Source organism: Heterorhizobium halophytocola (assembly GCF_017873095.1).
GTDB lineage: Bacteria > Pseudomonadota > Alphaproteobacteria > Rhizobiales > Rhizobiaceae > Allorhizobium > Allorhizobium halophytocola.
In genome coordinates this window covers 52,335-72,258 of the sequence record NZ_JAGGJU010000010.1, presented here as the reverse complement: position 1 = coordinate 72,258, position 19,924 = coordinate 52,335, and the positions used below count along the sequence as shown (strand labels likewise).

Here is a 19,924-nt window from a genome sequence, read left to right as displayed (position 1 = left end):
ACCCGGTTTTTGGGATGACTTTTTCGCGTCCCGACGACGAGCCCGTCCCGGCTCTCGGCGCGGATTTTTCCAAGGCGCTGCTGATCGAGACTTCATCCGACGCAGACGCAGCTGTCTTTCCGATCGGCGAGCCGGTGCGGATCTCGACCAGTGACGCAGCCATGGTCGCAAAACTCGGGTTCGGCATGCTGCGCGATGCGGTCGACGCGATCAATCAGCAGTTGAGCGGCCTCAATGCCGGCGCTGACGTCACCATCTATCGGGTGGCCGAGGGCGCGGACGCTGCAGCCACTGCGGCCAATATCGCAGCTGCCCTGTCGCCCACCGAGATTGCCGCCATTCCCTCTGCGGTGAATGCCACGCCACGGCTTATCTGGGCCGGCCGTGGCGCCTATCGTGCCGATGCTGACACGGTCGGGCCGGTGGCTGTAGCCCTCCATGCCGCATGCGAGCGATTGCTGGCCGTCGGCATACTCGATGTCGATGACACCTCGGCTGCCAATGCCATCGATGCCCGCGAGACCCTCAATTCCGAGCGCATCATGCCGGTCGGTGTCGCGGCCCGCGTGTATTCCGGTGACGTTCTCGTCACCCGTCCGATGGGCCCACGGGTCATCGGCCTGATGCAGCGGGTCGACAATGAGAATGACGGCAAACCATTCAATCCCTTCGCCAACCGGGCGATCTACGGCCTGGCCGGTTTGTCGCGCACCATTCCCTTCTCGCTGCTCGACGGGTCGACCGAAGGACAGCAGATGCTGGAAAGCGAGGTGTCGATCGTGGCGACCGGCGAGAGCGGCGTCGATGGCGCGGTCGCAGATGGCGGCTTCGTCTTCATCGGCACCGATAACACCACGACAGGGGAGCTGTGGAAGCAGATCCACCAGGTGCGCGGTGCTGACTATCTGACAGTGAAGATGATGGAGATCACCCGTCAGTTCCTCGGTCAACGCATCACGCCGAGCATCGTCGAGGCCTGGCTGAACAGCATCAAGTTCATGCTGCGCGATCACCAGGCCGATGATGACATCCTCGGATACAAGGTCGAGTTCCGTGCCGACAAGAACAGTCCGGAACAGATCCGGCTCGGCCACCTCACGGTCAACCTCGGCATCGAGCCGGTTCCGGCCTTCAAGCTCGCACGCCACGAGGTTCGCCGCTATGCGCCAGCGCTCGATGGTCTCGTGGCCGACGTCATCGCGCGCCTCGCGACCGTCAACTGATCAAAAAAGGATCACCTAACATGGCACAGTCCTCTCTCTATCTTCTGACGGCCGTCGATGTGCGGCGCGCCACACAGTCGAACACCTCGCGTGCAATGACGATCTCCAAGCTCACCATGCCCGGTTTGAAGTTTGCGACCGCCGAACACAATCCGGGCGGCGGTGTGATGGCGGTCAACTTCGCACTACCGCGCATCGAGGCACCGGAGCCTGCCTTCTCGGCCAAGGGCATCGACACCGAGATCTTTACCGGCATGGGCGAGACGGAACGCTGGGTCTTTGCCGGCGCCTATACCCGGCGCGAACCGGGCGGTGGGTCGGTGGTCGCAGCGCGCGCCGTGATCGAAGGAGCAATCACCTCCTGGGAGCCCGACGAAAGCGATCCAGCCGAGTTCCAGGGCTGCACCCATACCTTCGCGAACGTCACCCATTACGAGCTCACGCTCGACGGTACCGAACTCTTCTACGTGGATGCCTTCGAGCGGGTGCTGAGGGTGGGTGGCAACGATCTCTATGCCGGCCAGCGCCGGGCACTGGGGGCCTGATCCATGAGTGTATCTGTCGATCTCTCATTCCCGGTCCAGTTTGATGGCCGGGAGATCAAGACACTCAGCTTTCGCCGGATGAAGGCGAAGGATGCGCTGATCGCCGAAGGCGAGGCCAACCAGACGCGAGCCGGCTATCTGCTCTTCGCGGCCCTGGCGGGTGTCGACCTGAAGGTCATCGAGGAACTGGATATCGAGGATCTCGAGACAATCTCGGAGGCGATCGTTCCCCTTATGGGAAAGTCTGCAGCCAAGGCGCTCAGCGAGGAGAAGCTGAGGGCCACGCGGTCCGATGGCGCGACATAATCATCAGCATCGCCAGACACGGTAATACGCCGATCGATGTCATCGAGGAGTGGGATATCGATCAGCTCGTATCCTACCGCACCTCGATCGCACGGGTTCTGAACGCCGAAGCACCAACGACCAGTTCACCGGGCCGATAGAGCGGCCCGGTTTTGCCCCCTGCGGCCGCACTGAGCGAGATCTTCCATGTCCGTCCTGACTTCCAGGCTCATCATATCCTTGCTCGACCGCGCCTCGGCGCCGGCGCGTGCAGTGGCGACGTCGATCGACCGGATGCATTCCCGGATCGAGGCGAACAACAAGCGGATCGGCGAGATGCGCGGCCGGATGGTGGAGGCAGGTGCCGTTGCCTATGGACTGGCACATGCGATCTCGGCACCCGTCAAGGCGGCCATGGCCTTCGAATCCTCCATGGCCGATATCCGCAAGGTGGTGGACTTCGACGGCGAAGGCAGCTTCAAGGCAATGGGCGAGCAGATCCGGGCTTTATCGCTTCGCATGCCGATGACGGCCGACGGCATTGCGCAGATTGTTGCAGCTGCCGGCCAGTCGGGAGTTGCCAATGACGAGCTGTTGCGGTTCGCCGAGGTCGCAGCCAAGGTCGGCACGGCCTGGGATATCTCGGCCAGTGAGACCGGCGAGGCGCTCGCCAAGCTGAAGACGGCGCTCGGGCGATCGGTGGCCGACACCGAGAGCCTTGCCGACGCCATCAACTATCTCGGCAACAACTCGGCTGCCAGCGCGCCGCAGATTCTGCAGGTGGTCAAGCGCGTGGCGCCGATGGCAAGCCAGTTCGGCATGACGGCCGAACAGGTGGCGGCAATCGGGGCTGCCATGACAGGCGCCGGCTTCGAGGCGGAAGTCGCGAGCACTTCACTGCTGAATGTCGGCCGCGCGCTCACCAAGGGTGCCAGTGCCACCAAACGGCAAGAGGCTGTCTTCGACAAACTCGGACTTTCGGCCACCAATGTCGCCAAGCGTATGCAAAAGGATGCCGTCGGCACGCTGCAGGATGTGCTCCTCAAGATCAACAAGCTGCCGGCGGCAACCAGGGCGGCTGCAATCTCTGACCTGTTCGGGGATGAGGCGCGGGCATTGGGCCCGCTGATCTCCAATGGCAAGCTACTGTCGGATGTACTGGCCATGGTCGCGGACAAGGCAAACTATGCCGGGTCTGCAAATCAGGAGTTTGAGACGGCCTCGAAGCGGACGGCAAACAGCATGGCGTTGTTCAACAATCGCATGACGGATCTGGCCGTCTCTATCGGGGACGCACTTCTGCCGGCGCTCAATCAGATCGTCGACGTGCTCGGGCCGATCGTGACCACGCTGTCGGATCTGGCGCAGCGCTATCCGCATCTGACAACGGCAATCGTCGCCACCACGGCGGCGCTGGTCGCCTTTCGCATTGCCTCTCTTGCCGCCAGCTTCTCCTTTGCCTGGATGCGTGGTGGCATGCTGTTGGCCGGGCTCGGTGGTCTGCGGGCGCTCAAGCTTGCCATCTCCGGCGTCGGCCTGGTGGCGGCACCCTTCGGCATGGCAATGAAGGCGGCGCGCACCGGTTTGGTCGGCTTTGCTGCGGCATCGTCTGTCGCAGGCATCGGCCCGACGCTGAAGATCATGGCGACCGGCCTGATGAGCGCCCTCAACCCGCTGCGACTGGTCAGGCTTGCCCTGGTCGGCCTTCGGGTGGCGCTGATCGGCTCTGGTATCGGCATCGCACTGCTGGCCATCGGTGCTGCCGGCGCCTGGATCTACAACAACTGGCAGGGGATCTCGTCGGCATTTGCGGCCTTCGGGCAGGCCTTTATGAAAGCGATCGAGCCGGTCATGCCGATGATCCAGCCCGTCATCGATGGCCTGTCGGAGTTGTTCAACTGGATCGGCGACCTGCTTGGACCGGTCGACCAGATGAGCGGATCCTGGGCAGGCTGGGGTGCGGCTGCCGGCAAGGCTGTCGGCGATGTCATAGTTGCCGTCGTCGGCCTGCCGGCAAAGATCCTGGCGGTCGCGCAAGATATGGCCGCGGCAGGTGCCAGCCTAATCCAGTCGCTCTGGGATGGTGCGGTGGCCAAGTTCGACGCGTTCATAGCCTGGGTTGGCGCCATTCCCCGACGCATCCGGGATGCGATTGGAAGCATCAACCTGTCGAATGTCATCTCCCTGCCAAAGCTGCCGTCATGGCTTGGCGGCCGGCCGGCACCGCCGGCGCCACCCGTGGCCCACGGTGCGCGCGCTGCCGGCGGCCCCATCGTCGGTGGACGGACATACCTGGTGGGTGAGGAAGGGCCGGAGATGATCACGGCATCACGCAGCGGCTACGTTCATAATGCCCGGCAGACCGCCGGCATGATGCCACCCGGCTCCGGCCCGACCGTCAATATCAAGATGATCCTGAACGGTATCACCGATCCGGGCCAGATCGCCGATCAACTGATCGCGATCCTGAACCGGCGGCTCAAAAGCGAGATCAATGGGCTGCAGGGTGACCTCGGTTATGGAGTGGCGTGATGTTGTACAGCATAGGAGCACTCACCATCGATACACAGCCGTTTTCGGTGACCGACGTTCAGCGCAGCGCCCGCGCCGACTTCGCGGCAAAGGCTCTGATCGGGGCCATGCCATCGCGTGAGTTCATGGGGGAGGGCGATGACACCCTGACGCTGTCCGGTCAGCTTCTGCCCTATCGGCTGGGTGGCCTGACCGAACTGGAAATGGCCCATGGCCTGCGTCAGTCCGGTCAGCGTCTTCCGGTGTTGCGGGGCGACGGCAAGCGGCTGGGCTGGTTTGTCATCGACAGCATCAGCGAGAACCACCGGGATATCATGCGCGACGGCGTCGGGTTTACCGTGGCGCACGAGATCAGCCTGGTGAAGGTGTCGCCGGAGGGCGCCTCGACATCCGTCATCAGCACAATCCTCTCGCTGTTTGGAGCGCTTTGATGTCAGAGACATTCACCATTCGTCGAGAGGGGATGACCGTCGAACTCCTGTTGCATCAGCTCTACGGTGTCGAGGGGCGCTCACTTCTGGCGCAGACACTGCTGGACAATCCGGGCCTTTCCGAGCTCGGCGCCTATTTGCCGCTCGGAACGGTCATCGCCGTTCCCGACAAGCCCGTGAAGAATGCGTTCGCTGAACGCCGCGTCGTCTCGTTGTTTGGAGCCTGATGATGCCCTGGACCGTAGATTGGGCCGTCTTCATCGATGGCCGGAACATGACCTCAGCCATGCGGCCCTACCTGTTGCAGATCAGTGTAACGGACAAGGATGGCACGGCGAGCGACAGCTGCAGCCTCAGCCTGGATGATACCGGCGGTCAGTTGAAACTGCCGGGCGAGGGGGCCTCGGTGAAGGTCTTCCTGCAGGGGGTCGCGGTATTCGACGGAACGATCGACAGTGTTCGCTCATCAGGATCGCGAGGTGGTGGCCGCGAGCTCGCGGTGACCGCCAAGGGCTTCGACACCAAAGGGAAGGCCAAACAGCTGCAATCGCATCATATGGATGAGGCCAGTCTGTCGGACTTTCTCGGCAAGGCGGCCGAGAAAGCGGGGCTTGCCGGGATTACCATCGCGCCGGCATTTGCTGCGATCACGCGGTCTTACTGGTCGGCCGATGCTGAGAGCTTTCTGCATCTTGGCCAGAAACTGGCGCGCGAGCTCGGCGGTACGTTCAAGATCCGCGGCGACCAGGCGGTGCTGGCCGAGCGCGGCGAAGGGGCATCACCCGCCGGCGGTGCTCTGCCGACGATCGCAGGCACCATTGGGAAAAACGTCATCTCCTGGGACATCTCGCCGGTGACCGGTCGGGCGAAGTTCAAAAAGGCCAAGGCACGGTATTTTGATCGCAAGAGCGCGACGTTCAGGCAAATCGAGGTCGACACCGATTTCGATGCCGAGGCGGAGGATGAAGCGCGCACGGTGGCGGCGGATGAGGGACAGGCGAGCGACATCGCTAAGGGGAAACAGGCGGCCTCAAAACGCGGCGGCGGCGAAGGTTCAGTCGAGCTCGATCTGGAGCCGGAGGCGCAGGCCGAAGGCACGTTTGTGCTCGGCGGCGCCAGGCCCGGTGTCGACGGTGTCTATCGGATCACAGGGGTGACGCATAGATGCGATCGCAGTGGCGGATCGACGACGTCGCTGGAGCTGAAGCAGCCGCAGGGTGGGGCGGGCTCGGACAATCGGGGATCCGGCTAGTTTACGCTACGTCGGCGGGCGGGGCGTATGATCAGGACCTGACGCGTGTTCGGCGCTTCTCCAATGATCCGGCGCTCGATCAGGCCTGCCTCTTCTAGTTTCTTCGCGATTTCTTCAGGCATGATCTGGCCACCTCCCTTGAGAAGGGCGCGAAGCCAAGTCAGCTCATCGTCGCTGAGTTGGACGCTCTCCATACTCAGGCTCCTTTTTGTGAACTCGCGGTTCAGTCTGGAGGTGAATGTAGCGCCTTGCATGGTTGCCATGCAATGAATGAGGATTGAACTTGATCGGATGCTTGCTATTTTGCGTTGCGAGCATAGGGCTCCAATCTCCCTTAAACCTCTTTCCCGAAAAGCTTCATGCACGATATTTATGACATGCCGGCGCATTTTGTCCGCCGGATGAACCAGGCATCCATCGCAATATTCCTGGAGGCGGTTTCTGCTGCCGGTTACGATTTAACGCCGCTTCAGTACGAAGCTCTAACGGCCATCGAGTCAGATCCTGGCTTGGATCAGGCCACGGTGTCCGGCCGCATTGCCTACACTCGTGTCACAGTTGGAGGGGCAATCGACCGGCTTGAGAGTAAGGGATATGTACGACGCCTGATCAGCCCCCATGATCGGCGCTCAAGGCGCCTTTATGCGACCGATGACGGGCTCGTGGTCTTGGGGACAGTGCGAAAGATCTTCAATCACGTTCAGTTTGAACTCCTGGGCGGCTTGGATCTAAAAGAGCAGGCCCTGTTCAAAAAGCTACTCGTGAAGGCAACCGATGCTGTGAATCTACACAGCCGTGCCCCCCTGAAAGTTGAATAGCGCTTAGGCCTTGGCAAACTGCTTGCAGGCTTCCAGCGACCGCTAGCCTGGAGGCGCGGCGCAGAACATCCATGAATTTGAGTCTGAAGGTGCTGCCTACCAGGGCGAATACGGCCAGCTTTCGATAGTCCATCGACTCTCCGATCATGGTAGTGAAAACCATGTACTTGCTCTCCCACATCCTCTGAGTTCAACGATACTCTCCAGGCATTCAGCCGGAGCGTGGGCGACCTTATTGCCTCTAATTGCGGCCATAGCGGCTTCAGATCACGCCGGGCACAGGAGAACGGAAATAGATCCTGCTGCCTTGGCAACAGGCATCCAAACCGCGGCTGCTCCGCTGCATCACCACCGCGCCTGAGGCGCATTCCCCAAAGGACATCGCTATGAATTTTGTTGGCACTGGCCGGACGCTGTCCGGCGAGGACTTTGCGCGTGCGGCCACGCTTATCGGCTGCGAGGAGGCGGCGATCCGCGCCGTGACCGTCGTTGAAGCCCGGGGGCAGGGCTTCGATGCGAAGAACCGGCCGGTGATTCTGCCGGAACCGCACGTGCTTTATCGCAACCTGAAGGGGGAGGAGAGGGCGAGGGCGGTCAACGCCGGTCTCGCCTGGTCATCCTGGCAGCCCGGCCGCTACCCGGCAACGCAGGATGCCCGCTACGATCAGCTTGGCAGGATGACGGCTATCAATCTTGAAGCAGGACTGAAGGCCCCGTCCTGGGGCATCGGCCAGGTGCTCGGCGAGAATGCCGAGCTTTGCGGCTTCAAGTCTGCGCAGGCGCTGGTCGAGAAATGCATGGAAAGCGAGGGTGGGCAACTCGATGTCATGGTCGGCTTCATCGTTGGTAAGGGACTAGGCAGCAAGTTGCGGCGCAAGGATTGGGCCGGCTTTGCTCATGGCTACAATGGCGCGGCCTATGCAAAGAACCAATACGATCTGAAGCTCGATCGTGCCTATCGACGCCTCGCGATCGGCGCCTCTGCCGCTTACGACCCGCTGGCCGACGGTCTGCTTTCTGTCGGCGACAAAGGCGACGTGGTGAAGGTTCTTCAGATCGCGATCGGCGCCCATGCCGACGGCGACTTCGGGCCGATGACGGCACAGAAGGTCCGCGATTTCCAGCGCGAGCACGGCCTCGTCGTCGACGGCAAAGTCGGCAAACAGACCGGCCGTATGCTCAACCTTGATTATTGGAGCTGAGCCATGGAAGCCAAGAAAAGCGGAGAACCCGGCTGGAAGTGGCGGCGCTGGATCATCTTCCCTGTCGTCGCCTTTGCTTGCTGGCAATTGCATCTGCTGCGCTCGGACGCGGACACGCGGGTCAACGAGATGCTCACGGAAGGTTGGCTCTGGGTGACGATCGTCCTGGTGCTGGGCTACAGCGGACTTGCCACCGTGCAGGACGCGATCGCGATATGGAGGACAAGGAGCGCTCTGCCCTACACGAACGCTGCGCGATCTGACGGCTCGCCGGAGGTCCGCTGATGTTCGCCAATCTCTCCGATATCATCAAGATCCCGGCCGCCTTGCTGATCGGGATGACGATGGCGGCACTGGTGCTGATCCTTCTCTATGAGGGTGTTAGCCTGCCGCTGGTCGGCCAGGTCATCAACGGGCGGGTGGCGAATGCGGTCGACGCCGCGACCTCGACGCTAGCCACACAGGCCGAGCTCGATGCGGCAAAGGCCGTGATCGCGCGGGAGCGAACGCTGCGAGATGCTGCGACCAGCGCCGCGACGGAAGCCAGGAAGCGGGCCGAGGCGGCGGCGCAGCTTGCCGGCGATCGGCAGATCGAGATCGAGCGGTTGGCCGGCGAGGCGAGGGCCGCCGGCAACCTTTCCACACCATCGGAGGAGGACCTGCAATGGTACGGCTCGCATCCTTGATCGTGCTTATAGCCCTGGCCGGGTGCGAAACGACGCAGGGCCGGCTCTCAGAGGCAAAAGTGACCGAGGCCGTCGCCAAGATGTCGATCGATCTTCCGGATCTTCCTGAGGCCTGTGTGGCCGAGACGGGCCGCGCCTATCCGAAAGCTGCTGAGCCGTGGGTGGTTCTGCAGAAGCGATGGGAAATCCTGGCCGACAACCGCGACCGGCTGTCGGCGGATTGTCAGAAATGGTGGGACGATTACCGGGCGGCGATCGCGGGGGCCGAAAAAGCCCGCGCGCCATGAAGTTATGAGAGGGCGGCACGCGGGCCAGAGGGCCCCGCCGGCGTCCAAGTCGGCAGGACCACTGACATAGGGTGAATTTGTTGGAGTGCAAGTTTTCGATCTCGAAAGTTGGCTCAGAAGAAAGATACGAACGTGCAAGGGCAGTGGCGTAGATGGCATCTGGAGACCAGCAAGACATGACAACCGCTAACGGCTTTGATCCCATGGCCCAGTATGCGCGCCTGAGCGAGCGGGTAGAAAATCAGGGCAAGGATATCGTCGATCTCCGGTCCAACATGAACACCGGGTTTCAGACGATCAACTCTGCGATTTCCCAGCTCTCGAACGAGCTCCGGAACAACAGCAAGACCCAATGGCCGGTGATCTGGTCGGCTGCCGGCGTTTGTTCGGCCATGCTGATTGCCGCCGGCACTTTCGTCTATGGTACGCTCAGCAGTCGGCAGGACCGGATGGAGACTGCCTTCGCTGACTTCACCAAGGCAGCGATCACCCGGCAGGAAATGGAATGGCGCCAGGCGCGATCTGCCGAAGATCGCGCCCGCATGGATGCCTCGATCAAGGAAGTGCGTGACGCGCAGGTGCCGCGTGAGGAGCTCGATCGCGTCTGGCAGAGCTACGATCAGCGCTTTTCCAATCAGCAGCGGCAGGTTGACGACATCAAGCAGGCGCAGGGGAGCGTGTATGGGGCGCGGGATATTCTGCTGGATCTGCGGGATCGGATCGACAAGATCGAGCGGCGAATGAGTTTCAAGGTGGATTAGGGCATAATTTCCCTCGCTCTTCTGCCGGGCCAACTATTAATGGTCGGATCTCCAATGCGGTTAATGCTGAGGCCCCAATCATGGCGGTCCAGGCCGAGCTTGACTCGGCTAATGCCGTGACCGAGCGAGAGCGGCAGTTGCGTGATGCCGCAACGAAGGCAGCGACTGAGGCGGCCCCCCGCGCGCGGCTGCGCCAAGCAGCCGGCGGCGATCGAGGCGCCGACGGCCAAATCTGCCGGCTTGGCTACTCCAACGTATGGGGAACTGCGATGGCTCGACTCACATTGCTGATCCTGGTCGTGGCGCTGGCTGGCTGCCAGACAACACAGGAGCGGCTTTCCGGCGTCAAGGCGACCAAGGTCGTCGCCAAGATCAAAATCGAGCCGTAACCCGTAGTTATCTCTGGGCCAAACAATGGATCACTGAAATCGGATGGTCGCAGGATGCTGGATATTTCCATACATGCTTGACTTTAAGAGTCGGTGCGCTGCAAATTTTGATTCACGAATGGGGGAATTGCACCTAGGGGGTAAGCATTGAATTCGGAAATCAGTCAGAATATTGCAGAATATACGCGACTTCAGAAGCTTTGCGTTGAAAACATAGAAGCCTTAAAAAATAGTTTGATCGGGGAGAGGCTGTGGATTGTCGGCACTGGGCCATCTCTTGTGAAGCAGGATGTTGCGCGGTTCGAATCGCAGAACGTTATTTATCTGAATAACGCAATAATGTTGCACGAAAAGGTGCGCCCCGAGCGTGCTTTCAGTGTGATTACAGACCATATTCGGCTCGCTGAATTGAGGGCGGACGCAAGCGCTAGATCCTCTGTGACAACTTTTTGCAGTACAGATAAAGTGTTAAATCCTGATGTGTCATCAGCGCTTTTCGGCACGCCTCTAATCTTCTTGATGCCAAAGCTTACGAGAACGATTAGCGCGGGTAAGTTTGCTATGGGGATTGACACTCACACAGGCTTCTCAACAGACCTAATCGCAGGCGTGTACTTGGGAAAAACCGTGCTGATCCCGGCTCTTCAGATCGCAGGACATCTCGGAGCCTCGGAGATATTGCTCGCAGGAATAGATATGACCAATTCCAAAGGCGAATATTTTTCCACGGATATTCGATCTCACTGGAACAAGTTTGATTACGAGAAAGATGCGGAGGGGCACCTCAAAGTCTGTGTGCGTAACTTAAACTGCGGGGGAGCCTCGGTGAAACGGGAATATGCGTTAGGGAGCGTCGATTTTCTTCCGGCATTGAGTGAGGTTCCGTGATTACGTACAATATTCTTTTTGTCGTGCCCTCATCGGCATACGGTGGCACTGAAATGCATACGCTCGATATAGCTGAGCATTTCAAGAAATGTGGCTGCTCTGTAACTATCGCCTTCCCTATTCAGTTGCCGACAGCCGCTTTTTACACTGGTTGTGCCGAAAAAAATTTGCAGACGCTTGACCTCGATATAGCACCTAATCGTCAGCCGGCCGGTGCGGAAGAGTTCGTTACCCAGGAACGCGTACTGCGGCACTATCTTGGAACTGAAGCTGGCGGGCGTCATACGCACGTAATTATTGCGTCTCCTTCGCCGAAAACTGCACTGGGCCTTCTTTCGGCTGCGGATGGGTCGACAGCGAAGTTCATATGCATTTTCCATTTTCCGTCGATGAACTTGTCAACAACGATTACGGAACGCAAGCTACTCTACTCGTCCGCGAAGAATGTCAGATTCGTATGTATCTCTGAACATACCCGCCGCGAGGTAGCTCGAGCGTTCAAGCTGGATGCATCAATTTTCTCGGTCATTCCGAATGGAACTGACTTAAATGTCAGAGAGAACTCCGCACGTTCGCTTAGTAAAGAACTTGGCCGAAGCGGACCGTTTGTTGTCACCGTGGGAAGGCTACATCGACAGAAGGGCTACGACATTCTCCTTGAGGCGATACCAGCCGTGCTGGAACGTTTCCCCAATGCACATTTTGTGTGGTGTGGAGACGGTCCCGAGCTAGACCAATTGAAGCGGCGAGTGGCAAGTCTGGATATCGTCCCCAGTGTTTCGTTCGTTGGACATGTCCCCGACCCACAAACTTATCTGGCACAATCCGAATTAGTTGTTTTGCCCACGAGGGGCGAAGGCTTGTCGCTCACACTGCTGCAGTCGATGGCTCTGGGTTGCGCAATTGTGACGACTAACGCAGCAATGCAGGATGAGATCCTGGCGGAGGGAAGCAGCGGTATAATTGTTCCCGTCAACGACGTCGGTGGGCTGTCGCAAGGTATAATCAAGGCATTGGCCGATCCTTCAGCGAGCAAGGACATGGGGAAAGCTGCTAGGGCCCTGTCAGCCACCTATGATATTAAACGTATGAGGGAGGCATATATCGGCCTTCTTGATGCTTGTGCGCCTTTAAAAATTCAAAGTAATAATGTTGACTACCAGATAGATAATCCATCGGTCGAAACGCTCGAGGTTTGCCTTTCAGCACTCGATATCGCCAGCTCCGACAGCAAAAACGGGCAGCCGCTTATTGAGTGGCTGACGAAGTTTGGAAGCGATGCCGCGCCAGGTGATCTTAGCAAAGTCCTGACAGTCAGTGTCAATTTTGTCGGCAACGAACACTTTGTCGATCAGTGGTTAGATCTGATAAGCCGATTTCTTCGAGGCCGGCACGGCGTCCGGCGTCATATAATTCTGGACGTGTGCGCATCCCCCTCGTTGATTGAAAATATAGTCGGTGGGTCTCAGCGAATTACGCGAATATTGACTGAACAATTCGAAGTAAGTCGCGACCCTGAAATTGGCAATACGCTAGCTGAGATACATCGCCTTCTAGGGCGCCCGGACATTGCAACTGAATATGCAAGTCACCATGCGAAATTCTCTCTCACTCCGCGTCCAAGCTCAAAACACAGGGTGGCATTCGTAGCTCCGTATTTCTCGTATCCCCCGAGGAACGGGAGTCACAATCGAATGCTTCAAATGATAAAAGGTTACCTTGAATTAGGTTGCGAAGTGGAGGTATTTGCCAGTCCCATGCCGAGTGGCGCTGGTCTTGATGCCGAGAACATTTCGGCATTCAGGCAGAAATTCGGAGCCGACATATGGCTTCATCGACTGAGTGAGGCTTCTTCAGTCGGTTTAAAACGATACCAAGCTGAACTCAAGTCGGGGGATCCTGGTTATTTCGACACCTACGATAACGATATCGCAGCGGATTTTCGACGGTTTGTGGACTACTTTCAGCCTCATACTATCCATTTGAATTATGTATATTTCGGCTGGCTTGCCAATGTGGCAGATCGGGAACGCACGAAGATCGTGGTGGATACCCATGATCTTATTTCTCGTCGCAGCGCTCTATTCGCTCAGCTCAAGTTGATATGCGGTAAGCTCCCTAACGAAAGTAACGAGGTTGATGAGCGGGTGTTTGAATTATCCCGCTTTCGTGCATCGGCAGGGCGCGCGTTGGAGCGCGAGAGTAGACATTGTGAGTCGTTCGACCATATTATCTGCATCTCAAGTTATGAAGACGCATTGCTTGAAGGTGCTGGCTGTCGAACTCCCCGCTCGGTGGTCCCATTCGTACCCCCTTTCAATTCCTCGCATGTGCAAGACAACGGCCGCACATGTCTGTTTGTGGGCTCACGAAATCCGCTGAACATAATCGGATTATCTGCTCTGGAGCGGCATATCGCTCCTCGTCTTAAAGCACTTATCCCGGAGGCGCGCTTTCAAGTCGCAGGGGATGTAGGTCTCGCGGCCGGGACGAACGCGCCTCTTGAGATCCTTGGATTCCAAGAGGATCTGGGGGAAGTGTACAAAAATAATTCGTTCACTGTCTGCCCTCTACCGTTAGGGACGGGGCAGAATATCAAAATCTCCGAGAGCCTCTCTTTTGGTCGCCCCGTTGTTGCATTTGCCGGGGTGGCGGAGACAAGTGGCGTCAAGCATATGGTTAATGGTCTGATCGCGACCTCGCTTGAGGAGTTTTACCATCAGGTGCGACTGCTCATGCAGGATGACGACGCACGTATGGAATTGGGAAGAGCTACGCTCGATTGGGCGAGGGAAAACTTAGATGGATCAAAGCTAAGAAACGATATGGAAAGAATTGTATTTTGATGGCCCTTCTTGAAGAAAATAGGAAAGAGCGTCTTCTTCAGCTGTTGACTAATCTCGAACGGAGAGTTTCTCATTTAGTTGACGCGCTCCCTGAGTTAGACTCGCTGCGGAGAGAGATTTTGTCGGAGGCAGATAGCAATATGCCTGGACCAGTTGTTCTTGACATCGAAGATTCATTAGCCGAATTTGAGAAAAAAATCGCGAAATCTCCGGTCTCAATAACCACTGTGATTTCCAGCTTCTTGCCGGAGCTCGAAGGCGTAGGCTGGTATCCGGGAAGCGAGCGAAATGGCGAACGTCGCGCGTGGTCAGGGTCAATGAGGACTGCAACACTGATCTTGCCAATCGATCAGTCTACAATATGGTGCAGGTTGAGAGGTCGATTTGCGACAGCTGAGCAAGCTGCAACTGCGCAGGTGCTGTTCTCTCTGAACGGTCGCGGCGTACCGTCCGTCTGCAGAATATCCGCGCACTCGTTTGAATATTGGATCGATCTAAGCACGACAGAAAGCTTGAGTGAATTGGCGATTAGTCAAGACAAATTTGTAAAGGACGCAGAGGGAAAGAACAGTGACCGTCTACTAGGCTTGCGTCTGGATGAGGTCACTGTATTCAAGCAGTTAAAGTGAGATATTATGCAAAGTGAACGTTATGCAGAGATTTACAACGATGTATATGAAAAGAATGCGAAGTACCTGTTTGGTGAGACCTCCCCCGGTCTACGTATGATAAATCAGCATCATGAATTTATTCGCGGTACAGGCATTCGTCACCTCGACGTTGGTTGCGGTTCAGGGCATGTGGTGGCCCTGCTAGGTAGTCGAAGCTTTAAAAAGGATTCCTACGGTGTGGATATCAGCCCCAAGGCGATCGAAATTTCCGCCGAACGTATACCGCGCCATAAATTATCACTTATTGAAGACGGAGCGATCAAGCATCCCGATAAGTTCTTTCATCTTGTCACTTGTTTTGATGTTCTAGAGCACTTGGACGAGCTGGACATTTTGGCGCTGCTGTCTGAATTAGATCGCGTGACAATCGACCGTGGCACAATGTTCCTAAACATCTCCTTGCGGGAATCTAGTGAAGTAGACAAGTTTGGCGAGAATCTACATCGAACCATACGACCGGCATCGTGGTGGGACGATCTGGTCAAATTCGATTATTATATTGTCGACAAAGCTGAGATGGAGATTTCCGGTTTCAAAAGGCTTCGTTAGGTCTGTGGGGTAGAGGTAAAATGCTCAACCCCTCGCTTAGCGAACGCTAGCGATCGGCTGCTTGCGTAGGTCAAATCGCACGGCTTTGTTCGAATGCTCGAATAGCCGGCGCTAAGAGGGCGATATGTCTAGCATCGCGAAGGTCGCCCGATGAGATCACGCCTGAACAAACGATAGCGAGGCAACTCTTCAGCCGGCTGCCGAAATTAATGATGGCCTTAGCGTTGGCGCATAGAGGAAATGCAGCAGATGTGTTGTTACGCCGCGTTGCTGCTTCTTGCTGTGTTCGGTGGAACGTTGCGGGAGCTTGCTGCTGCAGTTATATGAGGGCGCCGATAGCGAGCCTCCACCGCGACGGTGAAATATATGAAGGACAAGTTGTATGCATGTTTTGATTTGGACGCCGCCGTGGGTAGGGCAAAGCGGGGACCTGTTTTTCGGTTTGAATGCATTCAACAATCATCTGCTGCTGCAAGCCAAAACTTTGTGCGACGCCGGTCATCGCGTTTCCATCGCGTATCCGGAAACGTACCAGCCACACGTCAAGAAATTCGCTGGGATGGCAGAACTTCTGCCACTGGATCCGATAGATTCAATCTCAGCCGTCAGATCGTGGGCCGATCCGTCCGTTGAACTTTACGAGCAAGGCACGTCGGCATCATCGGCCACCCGAATCGCAGATTGGTTAGAAAATAAGCTTCCCAATACAGTCGATTGCGTTCTGCTTTGGGAGACGCCGGATGCCTATCTTCGGATACTTTACCCCGATGCTCTTATTATTTCTCAGATGCCCGGTGCGTTTTCCCGACCACCTTATCCACGTACAACGGTTTTCGATCCTTGTGGCCTTTACAAACGAGGCTCGCTATTCAGGGATGCGCAATCGATCCAAGCGGATCACAGGGTAGCGAATTGGATTGTTGAGTTTCAGTCGCGCTCAAGAAGCTTATTTCGCAAATTCAAATATGATGACAAGGCTTCAATTCTTTCTGGCACGAGGCGTAGCTCACTCACCCTGGTTCCACTGCAGATCAGTGGACACTATGCGTTCCAATCTGAGACTAGGTTTCTAAGTCAGTATCAGTTCGCTGTAGAGGCAATCAAATGCGCTCAGCCAGATAACGCGTTACTCTTCACCGAGTACGTCTCCGGCTTGTATCGCGATGAAGTACTTTCGAGCGAGTTTAGCGATTATCTGAGCACTTTGCGGGACGGCATCATACACAGGCCTGACACTCGTAACATGCCTTCGGTGAGCCAACATTTACTAGCCTACGCTGACGAGATCGTCGTGGCAACGAGCGGCCTCGCGTTGCAAGCTATGATCTGGGACACCCCTGTGAAGGTTGTCGGTGATACCTGGTTGGCGCCCTTCAGCGAGAAGGGTGTGTCGACTTCGAAGCAGCGTCAAAAAGTCATTTCTTATTGCCTTGAAAGACATCAACCTTTGACAGACGCAATAACCTCTGACGGCAACTTTTTGAGCAGCTTGATTGAGGAGATGCACGGCAGACGGAATAAAGCTCCCAGCGATGGCCTTGTGGAGTTTGCCGATATTGAGCGTAACTATGACGACCGCCTTTTTCGTAGCTTCCAGGAAGACAAGCTTGAGAAAGTATTCGTCAAGTTAGGACTTGCAACGCAGCAGCCAACAAAAGCAGATCATTTCGCGGAGACATTGAAGAAGACTAAGCCGAAGCTTATCAGTTTTGACTTGTTCGACACTCTGGTTACGCGAGGATTCGAGCAGCCCGCCGATCTTTATCGCTACATGGAACTCAAGCTGCGGCAGGATGGAAAACAAGTTCCGTTCGATTTCGCTGAAAAACGCTTGGCGGCCGAATTATCTGCACGTGCAAATGCAACTGGCGACGAAATCCAACTTTTGGATATCTATCGAGAGTTTCAAAAAGCTGAGGATCTGAGCGAGGAATATTCAATAGCGCTCCACGACTATGAAGTGCAAGTCGAAGCGTCTTGTTCCATTCCGCGTCCGGTCGGACAACGCATTTATCGAGAGGCTGTGAAGTCTGGAGTTGAGATATGCGTTACATCAGATATGTATCTTCCTCGTTCCTGCATTGATGGGATCTTGAGAAAAAACGGTTTCTCACATCTACAGTTGTTCCTTTCCAGTGAAGTGGGAAAGACGAAAAAATCTGGTGAATTATTTCAGTACATTGCGGCGCATAAAAACATATTCACTTCAGAAATATTGCACATTGGTGACAACGCGATTACTGACGTTAAGTCTGCTGAAATGACGGGCGTTGTCCCGTTTCATGTGCCCCGTGCGGTCGAATATCTTTGGAAGGATACGAATTTCAGAAAGGCTTTTCCCAAGCGCAAGCCGCTTGCGAACTTAGGTCGAAGTGTGATTGCGGCAACGATCGCTCGTCAGTGTCATGACGACCCTAGGCTGCAGACTAGGGAAGGTTTGTCCAACGGTAACCCGTGGGAGCTTGGTTACACGGCCGTTGGCCCAGTCATCTTAGGTTTCGCTCTCTGGTTGAGGCAATCTGCGATGCAGGATGGAATGCACAAGCTCCACTTTTTGTCGCGGGAAGGCAAATTGCTGAAAGATGTTTTCGACTGTGTTGATGCATTTAGCCCATCGGGTATCGAGAGCAACTATCTTTGGGGTTCACGTCGAGCAATCCGCGTCGCGCAAATGCGCTCCATGCCAGATATCTTAGAGCTTGCCAAGCAAACCATCGATAAGTCGGCCACAGTTCGTAGCCTGCTGAATAACAGGTTCGGTGTTGATGGGAGAGTGATTAAAGAGGAGTCGATCGTTTCAAGTGGTTTTGAATCATTGGACGAAGTGATTGAGCCGAACAGGGCGGGCTTCCATAAGCTTGTTAAAATTCTTGAGCTGAATGTAGATCAGATACTGCAAGTGGCGCGCGAAGAGCGGGAAGTTTACGAGGGCTATCTCAGGGTTAACGGGCTTTTTGACGATTCAATGCAGGCAGTGGTAGATGTGGGTTGGCATGCCAATATGCAAGGCAGTCTGGGGCAATTACTCGGCAAGCCATTGCACGGATATTACATTGCGACCTTGGATGCCGCCGCTCGGTGGAAGGCTGTTGGCCACAAAATCCGCGCTTATTATGGGGAAGATTGCTCAAACTTGGAGGGACATCCCTTCCTGAAGAGCCGATTGATGGTGGAAAACCTTCTTTGCGACGTGGCGCCCAGCGTTAAGCGTATGCGGATGGGGGCCGTGGGGTACTATCCCGAGCCCGTTTCTGAGGTCAACCTCAATCGTGTTCGGCTTATTTCAGCCATTCACGATGGCGCGAGGGCGTTTGCTGCAGATGCCTGCTCAGTTCTTGGCTCGGTCACCGGAGAGATAGCTCTAGGACCGGACATTACCTTTCCACCATTGAATAGCTTCCTGTCGAAACCTCATCCAGCTGATGCCAAGCTATTTCTGGGGCATCCAATTGAAGATACGTTTAGCGGTGCTGAGAAACGTTACTTCATTGCTCCGAGGGAAAAAGATGGTGGGCCGGTAGCCAACGCGGTCTCAGGATGGCAGCCAGGCGAAGCCGCGATCATGTCTAGTATGCAGGCGCAGTCTGAAGCTGAAGTTTCGAAGCGAGTTAAAAATTCCAGTCCCCTAAGGAAAGAAAAGGTACAACCTAATATAGCCCCGGCTCCGAGGACATATCGATTTCAATTGGTAAATTCGTTGACCAAACCATTTGTCTTTATATTTTTGAATGACGCTGAGAGATCCCGGTTGCACAAAGATCCAGCTCGATTTTATCAGAAGGCTAAGCACCCGGCATTACGGGGGATTGCGGCAGTCGCCTTCGGGTCATCGGTGGGCAATGATGGAAGTTAAGGGCTCAAGACGGCCCAGTATTTTGTTCAGCTTTCGCGCTCGGCGAAAGCTGAACAGTCTTCCCAAACCCGAATGAGATGGGCTTTTTCGAGGGGCTATTTAGTGCTAAAAGGCTTAGTACTATCGGTTTAGACTTGATTTCACATATTTCGCAAGTCCGCTGTATCCCAATTCATTGCGCTTGGGCTGCGCGCCCATGCTATATTTTCCCGTATGAGTTTGGCTGGGGAGCCCGCGTAGATCGAATTTGGCTGGCTCAACGTTCTTGTCACCAGAGACGATGCCCCAATTACGATGCCGGCTGCGACTGTGACCCCCTTATTTATCGTGACGCCTTGGCCGATCCAGACATGTTCGCCGATTATAACATCCTGTGCACCGTTGATTCGGGCACGGGTCCCAAGATCATAAATCGGGTGCTCATCCCAGCAGCGAATTTCGATATCTCTAGACAGCATGCAGTCTTTCCCTAAAACGACACTCCCGCCGTCACCAATGCTAAATCGAGCGCCCGCGGCTGTGGCGCGGGGTCCAATTCTCAGAGATGAGCAGTTGCCTTTGATATAAACCAAACCCCGTATTTCGCAGCCACGATCAATCACTATAAGATTTTTGTCTCCCTTTATCTTTATGCGAAAACTGGACAGATTGGCGCTAGGATCTAGGCGCAATCGGTTTTTGTTGCCGATGAATTCGATGTCAGCAG

20 protein-coding genes are annotated in these 19,924 nt (G+C 56.2%); 19 read left to right on the top strand and 1 reads right to left on the bottom strand.

Going from position 1 to position 19,924, the window contains the following annotated elements; genetic code table 11:
• The first annotated feature begins 14 nt into the window (after window positions 1-14).
• The 7 genes from J2Z17_RS17630 (at window position 15) to J2Z17_RS17600 (ending at window position 6,268) form a co-directional block, all read left to right on the top strand.
• Window positions 15-1,223 (top strand): phage tail sheath protein, encoded by a 1,209-nt coding sequence (locus J2Z17_RS17630; RefSeq protein ID WP_245224192.1) that lies wholly within the window; start codon window positions 15-17, stop codon window positions 1,221-1,223.
• A 20-nt stretch (window positions 1,224-1,243) separates the two neighbouring features.
• Window positions 1,244-1,768: a phage major tail tube protein gene (locus tag J2Z17_RS17625; protein WP_209946959.1), complete on the top strand. Its 525-nt coding sequence runs from the start codon at window positions 1,244-1,246 to the stop codon at window positions 1,766-1,768.
• 3 nt (window positions 1,769-1,771) lie between these two features.
• Window positions 1,772-2,074: a phage tail assembly protein gene (locus tag J2Z17_RS17620; protein ID WP_209946958.1), complete on the top strand. Its 303-nt coding sequence runs from the start codon at window positions 1,772-1,774 to the stop codon at window positions 2,072-2,074.
• A 186-nt stretch (window positions 2,075-2,260) separates the two neighbouring features.
• Window positions 2,261-4,585 carry a phage tail tape measure protein gene (locus J2Z17_RS17615; RefSeq protein WP_209946957.1) on the top strand — a complete coding sequence of 775 codons (2,325 nt, stop codon included), beginning with the start codon at window positions 2,261-2,263 and terminating at the stop codon, window positions 4,583-4,585.
• On the top strand, window positions 4,585-5,016 hold the full coding sequence (locus J2Z17_RS17610) for a phage tail protein (protein ID WP_209946956.1): 432 nt from the start codon (window positions 4,585-4,587) through the stop codon (window positions 5,014-5,016). Before J2Z17_RS17615 ends, J2Z17_RS17610 begins: the two co-directional genes overlap by 1 nt.
• Entirely contained in the window at window positions 5,016-5,243 is a 228-nt protein-coding gene (locus J2Z17_RS17605) for a tail protein X (RefSeq protein ID WP_209946955.1), read from the top strand. The genes J2Z17_RS17610 and J2Z17_RS17605 overlap by 1 nt, the downstream gene beginning before the upstream one ends.
• A complete protein-coding gene (locus tag J2Z17_RS17600) occupies window positions 5,243-6,268 on the top strand; it encodes a phage late control D family protein (protein WP_209946954.1) in 1,026 nt (341 codons plus the stop codon). The genes J2Z17_RS17605 and J2Z17_RS17600 overlap by 1 nt, the downstream gene beginning before the upstream one ends.
• On the opposite strand, the gene J2Z17_RS17595 is transcribed toward J2Z17_RS17600, so the two are convergent.
• Window positions 6,265-6,462, bottom strand: a complete 198-nt coding sequence (locus tag J2Z17_RS17595; RefSeq protein ID WP_209946953.1) for a hypothetical protein — start codon at window positions 6,460-6,462, stop codon at window positions 6,265-6,267. The genes J2Z17_RS17600 and J2Z17_RS17595 overlap by 4 nt on opposite strands.
• A gap of 165 nt (window positions 6,463-6,627) precedes the next feature.
• On the opposite strand from J2Z17_RS17595, the gene J2Z17_RS17590 reads away from it, so the two are divergent.
• The 12 genes from J2Z17_RS17590 to J2Z17_RS17535 all read left to right on the top strand — a co-directional run bounded on the left by J2Z17_RS17590 (window position 6,628) and on the right by J2Z17_RS17535 (window position 19,218).
• Window positions 6,628-7,086 (top strand): MarR family winged helix-turn-helix transcriptional regulator, encoded by a 459-nt coding sequence (locus J2Z17_RS17590; protein ID WP_209946952.1) that lies wholly within the window; start codon window positions 6,628-6,630, stop codon window positions 7,084-7,086.
• Window positions 7,087-7,472: 386 nt separating this feature from the next.
• Window positions 7,473-8,288: an N-acetylmuramidase domain-containing protein gene (locus J2Z17_RS17585; RefSeq protein WP_209946951.1), complete on the top strand. Its 816-nt coding sequence runs from the start codon at window positions 7,473-7,475 to the stop codon at window positions 8,286-8,288.
• Between the two features lie 3 nt (window positions 8,289-8,291).
• Complete coding sequence (locus tag J2Z17_RS17580) at window positions 8,292-8,573, top strand: hypothetical protein (RefSeq protein ID WP_209946950.1); 282 nt, start codon at window positions 8,292-8,294, stop codon at window positions 8,571-8,573.
• On the top strand, window positions 8,573-8,974 hold the full coding sequence (locus J2Z17_RS17575; protein WP_209946949.1) for a hypothetical protein: 402 nt from the start codon (window positions 8,573-8,575) through the stop codon (window positions 8,972-8,974). The genes J2Z17_RS17580 and J2Z17_RS17575 overlap by 1 nt, the downstream gene beginning before the upstream one ends.
• Window positions 8,953-9,261: a hypothetical protein gene (locus J2Z17_RS17570; RefSeq protein WP_209946948.1), complete on the top strand. Its 309-nt coding sequence runs from the start codon at window positions 8,953-8,955 to the stop codon at window positions 9,259-9,261. Before J2Z17_RS17575 ends, J2Z17_RS17570 begins: the two co-directional genes overlap by 22 nt.
• Window positions 9,262-9,437: 176 nt before the next feature.
• Window positions 9,438-10,022 (top strand): hypothetical protein, encoded by a 585-nt coding sequence (locus J2Z17_RS17565; RefSeq protein ID WP_209946947.1) that lies wholly within the window; start codon window positions 9,438-9,440, stop codon window positions 10,020-10,022.
• An 80-nt stretch (window positions 10,023-10,102) separates the two neighbouring features.
• Window positions 10,103-10,411, top strand: coding sequence for a hypothetical protein (locus tag J2Z17_RS17560; RefSeq protein ID WP_209946946.1), 309 nt, complete (start codon window positions 10,103-10,105; stop codon window positions 10,409-10,411).
• A gap of 147 nt (window positions 10,412-10,558) precedes the next feature.
• Entirely contained in the window at window positions 10,559-11,299 is a 741-nt protein-coding gene (locus J2Z17_RS17555; protein WP_209946945.1) for a motility associated factor glycosyltransferase family protein, read from the top strand.
• Window positions 11,296-14,145, top strand: a complete 2,850-nt coding sequence (locus tag J2Z17_RS25545; protein WP_209946944.1) for a glycosyltransferase family 4 protein — start codon at window positions 11,296-11,298, stop codon at window positions 14,143-14,145. Before J2Z17_RS17555 ends, J2Z17_RS25545 begins: the two co-directional genes overlap by 4 nt.
• Window positions 14,145-14,774, top strand: a complete 630-nt coding sequence (locus J2Z17_RS17545) for a hypothetical protein (RefSeq protein ID WP_209946943.1) — start codon at window positions 14,145-14,147, stop codon at window positions 14,772-14,774. The genes J2Z17_RS25545 and J2Z17_RS17545 overlap by 1 nt, the downstream gene beginning before the upstream one ends.
• A gap of 6 nt (window positions 14,775-14,780) precedes the next feature.
• A complete protein-coding gene (locus tag J2Z17_RS17540) occupies window positions 14,781-15,365 on the top strand; it encodes a class I SAM-dependent methyltransferase (RefSeq protein WP_209946942.1) in 585 nt (194 codons plus the stop codon).
• 382 nt (window positions 15,366-15,747) lie between these two features.
• Window positions 15,748-19,218 (top strand): HAD family hydrolase, encoded by a 3,471-nt coding sequence (locus J2Z17_RS17535; RefSeq protein WP_209946941.1) that lies wholly within the window; start codon window positions 15,748-15,750, stop codon window positions 19,216-19,218.
• Window positions 19,219-19,924 lie beyond the last annotated feature (706 nt).